The sequence below is a fragment of the Pseudomonas sp. TE3552 genome (assembly GCF_056278945.1).
This window is the reverse complement of sequence record NZ_JBWBQJ010000001.1, coordinates 4,243,627-4,257,034: the sequence shown is the minus strand read 5'-3', so window position 1 is coordinate 4,257,034 and position 13,408 is coordinate 4,243,627. Positions and strand designations below refer to the sequence as shown.

The following is a 13,408-nucleotide window of genomic DNA, read 5'->3' as shown; positions in this document are numbered from 1 at the left end:
GCTATGTACAAGCTCAGCTTTTTTGTTCCGGCCAGCCATGTCGAGGTGGTCAAAAGCGCTGTGTTCGCTGCCGGTGGCGGGCGGGTCGGGGCTTATGATCACTGCGCGTGGCAGGTGTTCGGGTTGGGTCAGTTTCGTCCACTGGGGGGCAGTCAGCCGTTCATTGGTGAAGCGGGACAGGTCGAGCAGGTTGAGGAGTGGAAGGTTGAGCTAGTGGTCAGCGATGAGTTGATTCGGGCGGTGGTGGTGGCTCTGAAAGAGAGTCATCCCTATGAGATGCCGGCTTATGAGGTATGGCGGCTGGAAGATTTTTGATCTTCCTGGCTGCTGAAATGAGAAACCCGCTGAAAGTGATTTCAGCGGGTTTTTTGTTACCTGCAATTTGACTGATGTACACCGTTCAAAACTGTGGGAGCAGCTCCTCGCCAGCCTTGAAGGTTGCCGTTAAGGGCGAATCTCAATCATCGTGCCGTCAGGCACCAAACCCCAGACTTCACGCATGTCCATGTTGCGCATGGCAATGCAGCCGTCGGTCCAGTCCAGGGTGTGGAACAGGTCTTCGGGGTTGTCTTCGGTGTCCGGGGTGCCGTGGATCATGATCATGCCGCCGGGCTCGACGCCTTCGCGCCGGGCGCGTGCGGAGTCGCTGATATTGGGGTAGGAGATGTGCATCGCCAAATTGAAGCGGTCACTGGTTTTACGCCAGTCCAGCCAATAAAAACCTTCAGGGGTGCGTTTATCGCCTTCCATCAATTTCGGCCCGATGGGGCGTTTGCCCAATGAAATGCGATAGGTTTTGATTGGCTTGCCGTCGTTGAGCAACTGCAATTGGTGGGCGGATTTGAGAACCAGGACTTTTTCGATGACTTTGCCGTCCAGGGTTTCCACGGTGGAAGCCTGGGAAACAGTGATGAACGACAAGCAAAACAGGGCAAGCAACCAGCGCATTGAAACGATATCCCTAAGAGTGTCGCGGCTATTTTATTTATAGATATTAGATGATGGCAGGCTGAGCGAGTGGCGGGATCGATTCGGACCGCACGGGGTAGACCTCGGTCCGCCGGTCAGCGAAGAAGTATTCTAAGGTACGGCCCACCGTGCGGAAAGCCAGTTCGTCCCACGGGATGTCGGCTTCTTCGAAAAGCTGCACTTCCAGGCTCTCCACGCCGGCGGCAAAATCCAGATCCACCAGCTCGGCGCGAAAAAACACATGCACCTGGCTGATGTGCGGCACGTCGATCAGTGTGTAGATACTCAGGTTGCGCACCCGGGCACAGGCTTCCTCAAAGGTCTCGCGAATGGCGGCCTGTTCGATGGTCTCACCGTTTTCCATGAAACCGGCGGGCAGGGTCCAGTAACCGCGCCGTGGCTCAATGGCGCGACGGCACAGCAACACCTTCGAGCCCCAGGTCGGCACACAACCGGCGACGATATTGGGGTTCTGGTAATGAATGGTATGACAGCTGTCGCAGACAAAACGCAGGCGCGAATCGCCTTCGGGAATGCGCTGGGTCACCGGGTTGCCGCATTGACTGCAAAATTTCATGCTTGGGTTCCTGAATGCTGTGCCTATCTTGGCGTGCAGCGGTGTCGGTCGGCAAGTTGTCGTTTCGCGACATGAGGCTGTTCGGGGCTTGGGCGGCCGATGCGATTGGTGCATGATGCAGGGTAAGGCACAGATCGAGAAGACTCATGCTGGACGAGCTACTGCACCGGGTAAGCAATCACACGCCGCGTACGCTGGAAACCGACCGACGTTTCCCCGAAGCCGCGGTATTGCTGCCCATCACCCGCAGTGACGAACCGGAACTGGTCCTGACCCTTCGCGCCAGCGGGCTCTCGACCCATGGCGGCGAAGTTGCCTTCCCTGGCGGGCGCCGCGACCCGGAAGACCCAGACCTGATTTTTACTGCCCTGCGCGAAGCCGAAGAAGAAATCGGCCTGCCGCCGGGGCTGGTCGAAGTGATCGGCCCGCTGAGCCCGCTGATCTCCCTGCACGGCATCAAGGTCACGCCCTATGTCGGCGTGATTCCGGATTTCGTCGAATACCAGGCCAACGATGCCGAGATCGCTGCAGTGTTCAGCGTGCCTCTGGAATTCTTCCGCAAGGACCCGCGCGAGCACACCCACCGCATCGACTACCAGGGGCACAGTTGGTACGTGCCGAGCTATCGTTATGGCGAGTACAAGATCTGGGGGCTGACGGCGATCATGATTGTCGAGTTGATCAACTTGCTCTATGACGCGAAAATCAGCCTGCATCAACCGCCCAAGAGTTTTATCAACACCTGAAGCCATCGCTCGTATGGCGTGAATCCCGCTTTTCGCTAGTGAGCCAGCCTGGCCTTGAGGACAACAAGATGAAATACCGCCTGGGCGACGCCCGCGTCGATACCCATCCGCAGAGCTGGGTTGCACCCAATGCCGTGCTGGTGGGCAAGGTCAAACTGGAAGAAGGCGCCAACGTCTGGTTCAACGCCGTGTTGCGTGGCGACAACGAATTGATCCTGATCGGCAAGAACAGCAACGTGCAGGACGGCACCGTGATGCACACCGACATGGGCTACCCGCTGACCATCGGCACCGGCGTGACCATCGGCCACAATGCCATGCTCCACGGCTGTACGGTGGGCGATTACAGCCTGATCGGCATCAACGCGGTGATCCTCAATGGTGCGAAAATCGGCAAGAACTGCATCATCGGCGCTAACTCGCTGATCGGTGAGGGCAAGGAAATTCCGGACGGTTCGCTGGTCATGGGCTCGCCGGGCAAGGTGGTGCGCGAGTTGACCGAGTCGCAGAAGAAAATGCTGGAAGCCAGCGCCGCCCACTATGTGCACAACTCGCAGCGTTATGCCCGTGATCTGGTCGAGCAGGAAGAATGAGCACCACTGAACGACCAGTCCCGTCGCCGTGCGTGAATATTTGCGCGCTGGATGAGGATGATATTTGCACCGGATGTCAGCGCACGGTGGAAGAAATCACCCGCTGGAGCCGGATGGACAACGCAGAGCGGCGCAAGGTGTTGGGGTTGTGTCATGAGCGGGCGAAATCGAGTGGGTTGATCTGGATGCTGCCATCCAAATCCGATTCCTGATGGTTGTACGCGGTTCTGTGGCGAGGGGGCTTGCCCCCGTTCGGCTGCGCAGCAGTCGTGAAATCAGCAAATGCCGTACGCCTGAAAGAATAAAGTCGCAGGTTTAGCGCCGCTTCGCAGCGCAACGGGGGCAAGCCCCCTCGCCACAAAGCTCCCTCGCCATAGGTTATCTGTGCGCTGAAGATGAAGTACCCTGTGCACCAAAATCGACAGGTATTCCCACGCCCCATGCTCTTCCTGATCGCCTACATCGGCAGCGTCGTGCTGATCAATTACGCCTTTTCCAGCGCTCCGCACCTGGACATCATCTGGTCGGCCTGGGGTGGTCTGGTGTTCGTGCTGCGCGACATGGTGCAAACCCGCTTCGGTCACGGCGCGATCGCGGCGATGCTGGCGGCGCTGGTGTTGTCCTACGTCACCTCCGACCCGTCCATCGCCCTGGCCAGCGCCATCGCGTTCGCCGTGTCCGAATGCATCGACTGGCTGGTGTTCAGCATCACCAAACGTCCGTTGCATGATCGTCTGTGGATAAGTTCGGCCCTGAGCATCCCGCTGGACACCTTCATCTTCTTCGGCATGATCGATGCGCTCACACCGGGCGTACTCCTCACCGCGCTGGGCTCCAAGTTCGCCGGTGTGACGGCTGTTTGGCTGATCATGGCCTGGCGCTTGCGTAATCAGGCCGTCGTCAGCTGAAGCCAAACCCTCAGGTTCATGTAAAATGCCGCGCTTTCTCCCTATGGGAAGCGCGGCTTCCCTCGATGATCCGCTTCTTGAGGACCTGAGATGACCCGTATCGGAACTCCATTGTCGCCTACCGCGACCCGCGTATTGCTGTGTGGCTGTGGCGAGTTGGGCAAGGAAGTGGTGATCGAGCTGCAACGCCTGGGTGTTGAAGTGATTGCCGTGGATCGTTATGCCAATGCACCGGCGATGCAAGTCGCCCATCGCAGCCATGTGATCAACATGCTCGACGGCGCCGCCCTGCGTGCGGTGATCGAGGCCGAGAAGCCGCACTTCATCGTGCCGGAAATCGAAGCCATTGCCACCGCGACCCTGGTGGAACTGGAGTCCGAAGGTTTCACCGTGATTCCGACCGCTCGCGCCGCACAGCTGACCATGAACCGCGAAGGCATCCGTCGCCTGGCTGCTGAAGAGCTGGACCTGCCGACCTCGCCGTACCACTTCGCCGACACCTTCGAGGATTACAGCAAGGCAGTCGAAGACCTGGGCTTCCCGTGTGTGGTCAAACCGGTCATGAGCTCCTCGGGCAAAGGCCAGAGCTTGCTGCGCAGCATCGATGACGTGCGCAAGGCCTGGGATTACGCCCAAGAAGGTGGCCGCGCCGGTAAAGGCCGCGTGATCGTCGAAGGCTTCATCGACTTCGATTATGAAATCACCCTGCTGACCGTGCGTCACGTTGGCGGCACTACGTTCTGCGCGCCAGTGGGTCACCGTCAGGAGAAGGGCGACTATCAGGAATCCTGGCAGCCACAAGCCATGAGCCCGGTTGCTCTGGCTGAATCCGAGCGCGTTGCCAAAGCCGTGACCGAAGCCCTGGGTGGCCGTGGTCTGTTTGGCGTCGAGTTGTTCATCAAAGGTGATCAGGTCTGGTTCAGCGAAGTCTCGCCGCGCCCGCATGACACCGGTCTGGTGACCCTGATTTCCCAGGACCTGTCGCAGTTCGCGCTGCACGCACGGGCGATCCTGGGCCTGCCGATTCCATTGATCCGTCAGTTCGGCCCATCGGCGTCGGCGGTGATTCTGGTGGAAGGGCAGTCGACCCAGACCGCTTTCGCCAACCTGGGCGCTGCGCTGAGCGAGCCGGATACTGCATTGCGTCTGTTCGGCAAGCCTGAGGTCAATGGCCAGCGTCGGATGGGTGTAGCGTTGGCGCGTGATGAGTCGATCGAAGCTGCACGGGCTAAAGCGACCCGTGCTTCCCAGGCTGTTGTTGTAGAGCTGTAACCGAGTCGCGGCTATCGCAGGCAAGCCTCACTCCTACAAATCTGCGCCGAAGTTCGACGTGGACCTGTAGGAGCGAGGCTTGCCCGCGAAGCTTTTGCCTCAGGCAACCCGATTCAAATCATTATTACGCGTCTCTTTCAGGCACAGCACCGCTATCAAGCTAAGCACCGCCGCCCCTGACACATACCCGCCGACATAACTCAAACCACCCATCGCCACCAATTTCTGCGCAAAGAACGGCGCCGCCGAGGCTCCGACAATGCCGCCCAGGTTGTAGGCAGCCGATGCGCCGGTATAGCGCACGTGGGTCGGAAACAGCTCTGGCAGCAACGCGCCCATCGGCGCAAACGTCACACCCATCAGAAACAGTTCGATACACAGGAACAGCGCCACGCCCCAGGTCGAGCCTTGGGTCAGCAGCGGCTCCATCAGGAATCCGGACAGAATCGCCAGCACGCCACCAATGATAAGCACGGGTTTGCGCCCGAAACGATCACTGGCCCAGGCCGACAATGGTGTCGCGGCCGCCATGAACAGCACCGCGAAACACAGCAGGGCGAGGAAGGTTTCGCGGGTGTAGCCAAGCGTCGATACACCATAACTGAGCGAAAACACCGTCGAGATGTAGAACAGCGCGTAACACACCACCATCGAACCGGCACCCAACAGCATCGGCGCCCAGTATTGGCTGAACAACTCGACCAACGGGATTTTCACTCGCTCCTGGCGAGCCACGGCATTGGCGAACACCGGCGTCTCGTGGAGCTTGAGGCGTACGTACAAGCCCACCATCACCAGCGCGGCACTGAGCAGGAATGGAATGCGCCAGCCCCACGAACGGAACTGCTCGTCATTCAGGCTCATGGCCAGGGTCAGGAACAGACCGTTGGCCGCCAGAAACCCGATCGATGGGCCGAGTTGCGGAAACATGCCGAACCAGGCGCGCTTGCCTTTGGGCGCGTTCTCCGTGGCCAGCAATGCTGCGCCGCCCCATTCACCGCCCAGCCCCAGGCCTTGGCCGAAGCGCAGCACGCAAAGCAGGATCGGTGCCCAGGCGCCAATGCTGTCGTAACCCGGCAACACGCCGATCAGCGTGGTACACACGCCCATCAGCAGCAGCGAGGCGACCAATGTCGATTTGCGTCCGATGCGGTCGCCGAAGTGGCCGAACAGCGCCGAACCCAGAGGCCGTGCAAGGAAGGCGATACCGAAGGTGAGGAACGCCGACAGCATTTGGGCGGTGCCGGAGGTTTGCGGAAAGAACACCGGACCGATCACCAGCGCTGCCGCAGTGGCATACACGTAGAAGTCGTAGAACTCGATGGCGGTGCCGATGAAACTCGCGGTGGCCACCCGGGTGGCGGAGTTTGTCGGTTGGGCAGGCGCAGTGTCGCTGAACGTTGTGCTGGTCGTCATGCAGTTATCCCTGACAGTCATGGGCCCCAGTGGAGCGAATTATTATGGTTGAACACCCAGGGATGTGGGTTTTAACGCAAGAGTGCGGGTAGCACGGGGTATGGCGGGGCTTGGTGTCGGGTAGCCCCACTCCATTGCTGGAATGAGGCCCCCTAAGAACCGTACGTGCGCCTTTCAGCGCATACGGCTCAAGCCTTCGCTAAGCCTCGATCAGAGGCCGGTTTGTTCACTGTCAAATCCAACACATGGAGCCGCTGGTGACAAACTGGGTGTAACAATACTCGATTGCCCAAAGAGTCGTCACCGCCTTGAGTGCGGTAAACGATGTGGTGGTCATGCCACCCGGTTTCTTTGGTAACCTCCTGCCCACATAACGCACACCTTCCTTGTTGTTGCTGAAACAGGCTAATTATCTGCTTTCGGTACTTCAGCTTTTTGAGCATCCGTTCCATACGAAGCTTCTCGCCCATTTCCTCCATTGATGGATCGAAGGGGTTGTACCCTCCGCTCACCTTTTTGTGGCGTTCGATGGATGTTTCGGCTATCGAGTACAGCTTCAGGGTTACAAACTCTCCCTTTTTGTTCATCACCTTGACGGCAAATACCCAGTTACGTTGCTCGTGAGCATGGAAATACTTCCTCCGCACCCATGAGGCGTTCTTGTTTGGATGCCGCCGTTTGGCCCAGCGCCATAGTGCGTGGAATATCAGGTAATCCATGCGACTGTATGCCTGCTTTGCCACCACAGGTTGGTGATAAAGCGCCCAGCCCCGCAGCATCGGGTTCAGCGTTCGGATCAGGTCCTCCTGCCTTACCGTCTTTTTGGTGCTTATGACTTCTTTTACCTTGCGATAGAACGTTTGCACGTTCTTCTTGCTTGGTTTGATCAGGAGCTTCCCGTCGTACTTGCGGAAATTCCATCCCAGAAAGTCGAAGCCTTCATCCATATGGATGACATGGGTTTTCTCGAGTGATAACTCCAGCCCTCGCACCGCGAGGAACTGTTCCACCCAAGGTTTGACCTCGTTCTCCAGTATCTCTTTCGAGCTGCCGGTGATCACAAAATCATCCGCATATCGCACCACATTGATTTTCAGCTTTTTGGCCCTTGTCACGCCCAGATGTTGCTTGAGCTGAGTTTCCAGACCATCCAGCACCATGTTTGCCAAGGTGGGAGAGATAATCCCTCCTTGTGGTGTACCCGCATTCGTTGCACTCAGGTGCCCCTTGTGTATCACGCCAGCTTTCAACCATTTCCTGAGGATCGTTTTGTCCGTGGGGACGTTGGCGATCAGCCAGTCGTGGTTGATATGGTCGAAACAGCCTTTGATGTCCGCCTCCAATACCCATTTAGACGAAGCCTTTTGGGATAGGGAGATGAACAGCTGTCCCATCGCATCCGCCGTCGAGCGTTCAATCCGAAAGCCGTAGCTGTTCGGATCTCCCGTGGTCTCTGCGATGGGCGCCAGAGCCAGCAGATACAGCGCCTGCATGGCCCTGTCAGTCATGGTTGGAATACCCAGAGGGCGTTCCTTGCCATTCGACTTCGGAATGAACACACGCCGTAAAGGCCGTGGCTTATATCCGTGGCGCCTCAACCCGTTTGCCGCTTCCCATTTGGCATTGGGTGTATCCCAGAGCACGCGGTCGACTCCCGCCGTGCGCTTACCCTGGTTTTCAGTGACTCGCCGTACGGCCAAGAATCTGGCCGTTCGAGAGTGGGTCAGCATCCGTTGCAAGGCTTTCACCCTGCGCCATTGGCCTTCCCGACAAGCCTTCGCAATCCGTACCTGCATTGCCCGAACATTCCGCTGAACACGACGCCAATCGATGTCGTGCCACTGCTGCGGAACGCCGGAGGGCGCAGACACGGCCTTTAGGCTGTGTTCTATCATGCTGCCTTCCTCTCAAGTTTCCCCGGACAGAAGACGTACGCATCCCCTGACGGGAATGGACGTTCCCGTCAGGGTCGGATTAATTGGAGACCACTACTGCTGGCCTCTAAGATCATTGAGACAGGTTCAGTCAGAGTTCATGCGACGAAAGACCACGCAGAAGTCTGCCCGGTTTCCCGTGGGGTAATGTCTCAACCCCTATCCGAACCATTACAGCCCGGCGTTCGCTTTCTCTGCGATCCCATACCCGCACAGCCAACAGATCCCCTTGCGGTTCACCTGCCCGAAGGCAGCCATACGGGCTTACCACGTTCCCTGCCTGTCACACGATTGGTTTAGGGTCTGCCTATTCACCGGTGGTCTTGTGACGACGTATCCCAACCGCTTAAAGGGATAACCGACCACGTACCTTTTGGTTCGAGCCTGACAGCAGTTTGGGCTCGTCAATCGTTACGATGTTTATCAGCAGTTCACCTGAGTTACCCATGCCAATCAGCCTGGCGCCTCAACCCGGCACTGCTCCGAGTATCTACATTCCGCCTCACGACGGTGATGTACCTATTAGGGGCTACTTTGTAAGAAGAGCTTCACACCTCACCGTTACCAGTGACGCATGTCTTCGTAGGCTATCGTTGGTCGCACAACGAGTCCGCTGCCACCTTGCAGGCAAGGTAGATGGACAATGACAGACAGAGCTTTCGCTCATGTCTCCGAGAGTTGACGAGAGCAGGAACTGCTTATGCAGCATGCTCGAAGAAGTATTGCCTCGTGTGTCTGAGGCGGGAAATAACCCCTGCGGGGATTATTTTCCGCAGGGTTGTGCCTAGAAACAGGCTGGGATGAAACGAGATGAAAGTGCACTCCCGAACCGGGGGAACCGGTTCTTCGGTCAGCGAATAGAGTGCGAGCCGACCTGGATTATGCAGCCGCCAAAGCGGCCAAGTCCTTGAAGCATATGGACTTCTGGGGGGGCCTCAGGATCATGCTCCTGAGCTCAAGTTCTCATTTTGAGAACCCTTCTGGATGCTTTGCACCCCGAAGTTCGGAGACACGCTCTGCGTGTCGCACAAGCGGCTCGATTATAGGAAGGCGGCTAATGATTCAACAAGCGGCTTGGAGGGTGCGATGGCTTTAGTGGCGAGGGAGCTTGCTCCCGCTCGGGCGCGTAGCGGCCGCAAACGGCTGAATGCATTCCAGGATAATCGCGCTGTCTGTGATCGGGTCTGCTTCGCAGTCCAGCGGGAGCAAGCTCCCTCGCCACAGGCAAGCCCCTAGCTACAGGAGGGGGCTGTCAGATTTTGGAAAGGGCAGGCACTGAGCTGGTATGCCAGATCAACACCCGGGTGACGCGATTGTCTTCCGTCTCCAGAATCTCCAGCCGATAACGCCCGATCTTCAGGCACACCGCACTGTCTGGAATCGTCTCCAGCGCCTCGGTCACCAACCCGTTGAGGGTTTTTGGGCCATCGCTGGGCAAATGCCACCCCAGGCTTTTGTTCAATTCGCGAATCGACGCTGCACCCTCGATAACCAGACGCCCATCGGCCAGCGGGTGAATGTGCGGGTTATCCAGGGTGTGCTGGCTTTCGAACTCACCGACGATTTCTTCGAGAATGTCTTCCAGGGTCACGATGCCCAGTACTTCCCCGTACTCGTCGACCACCATGCCCAAGCGGCGCTGCTGCTTGTGGAAGTTCAGCAATTGCAGCTGCAACGGCGTGCTTTCCGGTACGAAGTACGGTTCGTGACTGGCCGCCAGCAGCGCTTCCAGGGTCAGGCTGGAATCGGGCAGCAAATGGCGGATCTGCCGGGTGTTGAGCACCGCTTCGACCTGATTGATGTCGCTGTGGAATACCGGCAGTCGGGTGCACTTGTTGTGGCGCAGCTGCTCGATGATTTCTTCGAGAGGATCGTCCAGGTTGATCCCTTTGACGTCACTGCGTGGCACCAGAATATCGTTGACCGTGATGTTATCCAGCGCGTGGATGCCCGACAGCGGATGCGGGCGAGAGGCCACGTGTTCGTGATCGTCGTGCCGATCTGCCGGTGTATCATCCTCGCTTTGCTGAACCACGCTGGCTTTGCGGGCGAATGGCCGCATCAGCAGTTGGCTGATGCCATTGAGCAGCCAAGCGGCCGGGTAGACGATTTTCAAGGGGATGCCGAGCAGCGTGTTGCCCAGGGCCAGGACGGCTTCCGGGTGGCGGACGGCAAGGGTGCGCGGCAGGTAGTCGGCGAACACCAGCAACACTGCGCCGGCACCGAGGCAGGCAATCCAGGGACCGTTTTGCGCCCAGATGAAAATCGCTAGCAAGGTACTGATGACCACCACCAGTGCGCGGCAGAAAGTGTTACAGAGGATCAGGCTGTTGAGCGGGAAACTCGGCTTGGCCACTGGTTTGTCGCTCGAACGCGAGGCCGCGCGCTGGGCCAGCAAATGCTGATGTGCAACTTCGATGGCGGTAAACAACCCCGACCATAAAATCAGCAGGGCCAGCACCGCGAGCATCGGCCCTATGGGCAAGTCGTCCATTAATGCCGCCCGTCAGATATGCAGAATGTATTCGCGGACCAGCTTGCTGCCGAAATACGCCAGCATCAGCAGGCAGAAACCGGCAAGGGTCCAGCGGATGGCTTTGTGTCCGCGCCAGCCGAGGCGGTTGCGCCCCCATAGCAGCACGCTGAATACGATCCAGGCCAGGCATGCCAGCAGGGTTTTATGCACCAGGTGCTGGGCGAACAGATTCTCGACGAACAGCCAGCCGGAGATCAGCGACAGCGACAGCAGGCTCCAACCGGCCCAGAGAAAACCGAACAGCAGGCTTTCCATGGTTTGCAGCGGCGGGAAGTTCCTGATCAGCCCGGACGGGTGCTTGTGCTTGAGCTGATGGTCCTGAACCAGCAGCAGCAAGGCCTGGAACACCGCGATGGTGAACATGCCGTAAGCGAGAATCGACAAGAGGATGTGGGCGAGAATACCTGGCTCTTCGTCAATGATCTGCACCGTGCCGGCGGGCGCAAACTGTGCCAGCAGCGCGGTTGCGGCGCCCAGCGGGAACAGCAATAGCAGCAGATTCTCCACAGGAATTCGCGAGCAGGCCAGCAGGGTCAGGGCGATGACCGCCGCGGCAATCAGGCTGGCAGCGCTGAAAAAGTCCAGGGCCAGGCCGATCGGTGTCAGCAGAAAGGTGATCAGGCTGGCGCTGTGGGCCAGCACGGCCAGTACGCCGAGCGTGACCAGCAGGCGCTTGTTCGCCTTGGCGCCGGTGGCCAGACGAGTGCCCTGATAGAGGGTCGCAGCGGCATATAAGCAGGCGGCGGCGAGGGTGGTAAGCAAACTGGGTGACAAGGGGAGCATAAATCCTGTTAGGCAAGCCCGAAAGGCGCTGAGTTTGGCATAGAACCCACATGGCACGAAAGACCATACAACCTGACGGCGAGGTGTCCGCCAGACGCAGTCTTCGCTATAATCCGCGACCTGCCCACGCCGCAGGCTCGCCGAGCACATGTTTATTCCGGTCTGGGCCGCCATTATCCCGGTCTACACAGGGCCTGAAAGGATCGCGCAATGTTTGAAAACTTAACCGACCGTCTCTCGCAGACGCTGCGCCATGTCACCGGCAAGGCCAAGCTGACCGAGGACAACATCAAAGACACCCTGCGCGAAGTGCGCATGGCGTTGCTCGAAGCCGACGTCGCCTTGCCGGTGGTCAAAGACTTCGTCAACTCGGTCAAGGAGCGCGCTGTCGGCACCGAGGTGTCGCGCAGCCTGACGCCGGGCCAGGCCTTCGTGAAAATCGTCCAGGCCGAACTTGAAAGCCTGATGGGCGCGGCCAACGAAGACTTGAACCTGAGCGCCGTTCCGCCGGCCGTGGTGCTGATGGCCGGTTTGCAGGGTGCGGGTAAAACCACTACCGCCGGCAAGCTCGCGCGCTTTCTTAAAGAGCGCAAGAAGAAGTCGGTCATGGTCGTGTCCGCGGACGTTTACCGTCCGGCAGCGATCAAGCAGCTGGAAACCCTGGCCAACGACATCGGCGTGACATTCTTCCCGTCCGACCTGAGCCAGAAGCCGGTCGACATCGCGCAAGCGGCTATTAAAGAAGCGAAGCTGAAATTCATCGACGTGGTCATCGTCGATACCGCCGGTCGTCTGCACATCGATGAAGAGATGATGGGCGAGATCAAGGCGCTGCACGCCGCGATCAACCCGGTCGAAACCCTGTTCGTGGTCGATGCCATGACCGGCCAGGACGCCGCCAACACGGCCAAGGCCTTCGGCGATGCACTGCCGCTGACCGGTGTGATCCTGACCAAGGTCGACGGCGATGCCCGTGGCGGTGCTGCGCTGTCGGTACGTGCCATCACCGGCAAGCCGATCAAGTTCATCGGTATGGGCGAGAAGAGCGAAGCGCTCGAACCGTTCCATCCTGAGCGTATCGCTTCACGCATCCTCGGCATGGGCGACGTACTCAGCCTGATCGAACAGGCCGAAGCGACCCTCGATAAGGACAAGGCCGACAAACTGGCCAAGAAGCTGAAGAAGGGCAAGGGCTTCGACCTCGAAGACTTCCGCGATCAGCTGCAACAGATGAAGAGCATGGGCGGCCTCGGCGGTCTCATGGATAAACTGCCGAACATTGGCGGCGTGAACCTGGCGCAGATGGGCAATGCCCAAGGCGCGGCAGAGAAACAGTTCAAGCAGATGGAAGCCATCATCAATTCCATGACCCCGGCCGAGCGCCGCGACCCTGAGCTGATCAGCGGTTCGCGCAAGCGCCGGATCGCCATGGGTTCCGGTACTCAGGTGCAGGACATCGGTCGCTTGATCAAGCAGCACAAGCAGATGCAGAAGATGATGAAGAAATTCTCCGCGAAAGGCGGAATGGCCAAAATGATGCGCGGCATGGGTGGTATGTTGCCCGGCGGCGGCATGCCAAAAATGTAAAAGATTCGCGTCGGCAGTCATGTCGGCGCTGTCCACGGCAACGTGGATTCTCCAGCAAACCCGCCATTCGCGGGAGCTGACTCGCCG

Annotated in this window: 13 protein-coding genes; 7 read left to right on the top strand and 6 right to left on the bottom strand. The window is 58.7% G+C overall.

Features of this window, described 5'->3' with window-relative positions; genetic code table 11:
• Positions 1-3 precede the first annotated feature (3 nt).
• Positions 4-315, top strand: a complete 312-nt coding sequence (locus ACZ9BB_RS19255; protein ID WP_476215379.1) for an NGG1p interacting factor NIF3 — start codon at positions 4-6, stop codon at positions 313-315.
• A gap of 129 nt (positions 316-444) precedes the next feature.
• Here ACZ9BB_RS19255 and ACZ9BB_RS19250 read toward each other — a convergent pair whose 3' ends face one another.
• Both ACZ9BB_RS19250 and ACZ9BB_RS19245 read right to left on the bottom strand, forming a co-directional pair.
• A complete protein-coding gene (locus ACZ9BB_RS19250; protein WP_476215377.1) occupies positions 445-948 on the bottom strand; it encodes a L,D-transpeptidase family protein in 504 nt (167 codons plus the stop codon).
• Positions 949-994: 46 nt separating this feature from the next.
• Positions 995-1,546, bottom strand: coding sequence for an NUDIX hydrolase (locus tag ACZ9BB_RS19245; protein WP_476215375.1), 552 nt, complete (start codon positions 1,544-1,546; stop codon positions 995-997).
• 146 nt (positions 1,547-1,692) lie between these two features.
• Between ACZ9BB_RS19245 and ACZ9BB_RS19240 the strand changes: the two genes are divergently transcribed.
• The 5 genes from ACZ9BB_RS19240 (at position 1,693) to purT (ending at position 5,065) form a co-directional block, all read left to right on the top strand.
• Positions 1,693-2,292 carry a CoA pyrophosphatase gene (locus tag ACZ9BB_RS19240; protein ID WP_476215373.1) on the top strand — a complete coding sequence of 200 codons (600 nt, stop codon included), beginning with the start codon at positions 1,693-1,695 and terminating at the stop codon, positions 2,290-2,292.
• Between the two features lie 68 nt (positions 2,293-2,360).
• A complete protein-coding gene (locus ACZ9BB_RS19235) occupies positions 2,361-2,885 on the top strand; it encodes a gamma carbonic anhydrase family protein (RefSeq protein WP_476215371.1) in 525 nt (174 codons plus the stop codon).
• Positions 2,882-3,097 carry a DUF1289 domain-containing protein gene (locus ACZ9BB_RS19230; protein ID WP_007897551.1) on the top strand — a complete coding sequence of 72 codons (216 nt, stop codon included), beginning with the start codon at positions 2,882-2,884 and terminating at the stop codon, positions 3,095-3,097. The genes ACZ9BB_RS19235 and ACZ9BB_RS19230 overlap by 4 nt, the downstream gene beginning before the upstream one ends.
• A 228-nt stretch (positions 3,098-3,325) precedes the next feature.
• Positions 3,326-3,793: a VUT family protein gene (locus tag ACZ9BB_RS19225; RefSeq protein ID WP_476215369.1), complete on the top strand. Its 468-nt coding sequence runs from the start codon at positions 3,326-3,328 to the stop codon at positions 3,791-3,793.
• 90 nt (positions 3,794-3,883) lie between these two features.
• Positions 3,884-5,065, top strand: coding sequence for a formate-dependent phosphoribosylglycinamide formyltransferase (gene purT / locus ACZ9BB_RS19220; RefSeq protein WP_476215367.1), 1,182 nt, complete (start codon positions 3,884-3,886; stop codon positions 5,063-5,065).
• A 99-nt stretch (positions 5,066-5,164) separates the two neighbouring features.
• Here purT and ACZ9BB_RS19215 read toward each other — a convergent pair whose 3' ends face one another.
• The 4 genes from ACZ9BB_RS19215 to ACZ9BB_RS19200 form a co-directional block, all read right to left on the bottom strand.
• Positions 5,165-6,481, bottom strand: a complete 1,317-nt coding sequence (locus tag ACZ9BB_RS19215) for an MFS transporter (protein WP_476215365.1) — start codon at positions 6,479-6,481, stop codon at positions 5,165-5,167.
• A gap of 188 nt (positions 6,482-6,669) precedes the next feature.
• A complete protein-coding gene (ltrA, locus tag ACZ9BB_RS19210) occupies positions 6,670-8,376 on the bottom strand; it encodes a group II intron reverse transcriptase/maturase (protein ID WP_476215363.1) in 1,707 nt (568 codons plus the stop codon).
• A gap of 1,291 nt (positions 8,377-9,667) precedes the next feature.
• A complete protein-coding gene (locus tag ACZ9BB_RS19205; protein ID WP_476215361.1) occupies positions 9,668-10,909 on the bottom strand; it encodes a transporter associated domain-containing protein in 1,242 nt (413 codons plus the stop codon).
• 12 nt (positions 10,910-10,921) lie between these two features.
• A complete protein-coding gene (locus ACZ9BB_RS19200) occupies positions 10,922-11,734 on the bottom strand; it encodes a cytochrome C assembly family protein (RefSeq protein WP_476215359.1) in 813 nt (270 codons plus the stop codon).
• Positions 11,735-11,944: 210 nt separating this feature from the next.
• On the opposite strand from ACZ9BB_RS19200, the gene ffh reads away from it, so the two are divergent.
• Positions 11,945-13,321, top strand: a complete 1,377-nt coding sequence (gene ffh / locus ACZ9BB_RS19195) for a signal recognition particle protein (RefSeq protein ID WP_476215357.1) — start codon at positions 11,945-11,947, stop codon at positions 13,319-13,321.
• Positions 13,322-13,408: the final 87 nt, after the last annotated feature.

What these genes read in the sequence shown, in the direction of transcription:
- ACZ9BB_RS19255 (WP_476215379.1), top strand. Translation starts at nt 4, where the DNA reads ATGTACAAGCTCAGCTTTTTTGTTCCGGCCAGCCATGTCGAGGTGGTC.
- ACZ9BB_RS19250 (WP_476215377.1), bottom strand. Translation starts at nt 948, where the DNA reads ATGCGCTGGTTGCTTGCCCTGTTTTGCTTGTCGTTCATCACTGTTTCC.
- ACZ9BB_RS19245 (WP_476215375.1), bottom strand. Translation starts at nt 1,546, where the DNA reads ATGAAATTTTGCAGTCAATGCGGCAACCCGGTGACCCAGCGCATTCCC.
- ACZ9BB_RS19240 (WP_476215373.1), top strand. Translation starts at nt 1,693, where the DNA reads ATGCTGGACGAGCTACTGCACCGGGTAAGCAATCACACGCCGCGTACG.
- ACZ9BB_RS19235 (WP_476215371.1), top strand. Translation starts at nt 2,361, where the DNA reads ATGAAATACCGCCTGGGCGACGCCCGCGTCGATACCCATCCGCAGAGC.
- ACZ9BB_RS19230 (WP_007897551.1), top strand. Translation starts at nt 2,882, where the DNA reads ATGAGCACCACTGAACGACCAGTCCCGTCGCCGTGCGTGAATATTTGC.
- ACZ9BB_RS19225 (WP_476215369.1), top strand. Translation starts at nt 3,326, where the DNA reads ATGCTCTTCCTGATCGCCTACATCGGCAGCGTCGTGCTGATCAATTAC.
- purT (WP_476215367.1), top strand. Translation starts at nt 3,884, where the DNA reads ATGACCCGTATCGGAACTCCATTGTCGCCTACCGCGACCCGCGTATTG.
- ACZ9BB_RS19215 (WP_476215365.1), bottom strand. Translation starts at nt 6,481, where the DNA reads ATGACGACCAGCACAACGTTCAGCGACACTGCGCCTGCCCAACCGACA.
- ltrA (WP_476215363.1), bottom strand. Translation starts at nt 8,376, where the DNA reads ATGATAGAACACAGCCTAAAGGCCGTGTCTGCGCCCTCCGGCGTTCCG.
- ACZ9BB_RS19205 (WP_476215361.1), bottom strand. Translation starts at nt 10,909, where the DNA reads ATGGACGACTTGCCCATAGGGCCGATGCTCGCGGTGCTGGCCCTGCTG.
- ACZ9BB_RS19200 (WP_476215359.1), bottom strand. Translation starts at nt 11,734, where the DNA reads ATGCTCCCCTTGTCACCCAGTTTGCTTACCACCCTCGCCGCCGCCTGC.
- ffh (WP_476215357.1), top strand. Translation starts at nt 11,945, where the DNA reads ATGTTTGAAAACTTAACCGACCGTCTCTCGCAGACGCTGCGCCATGTC.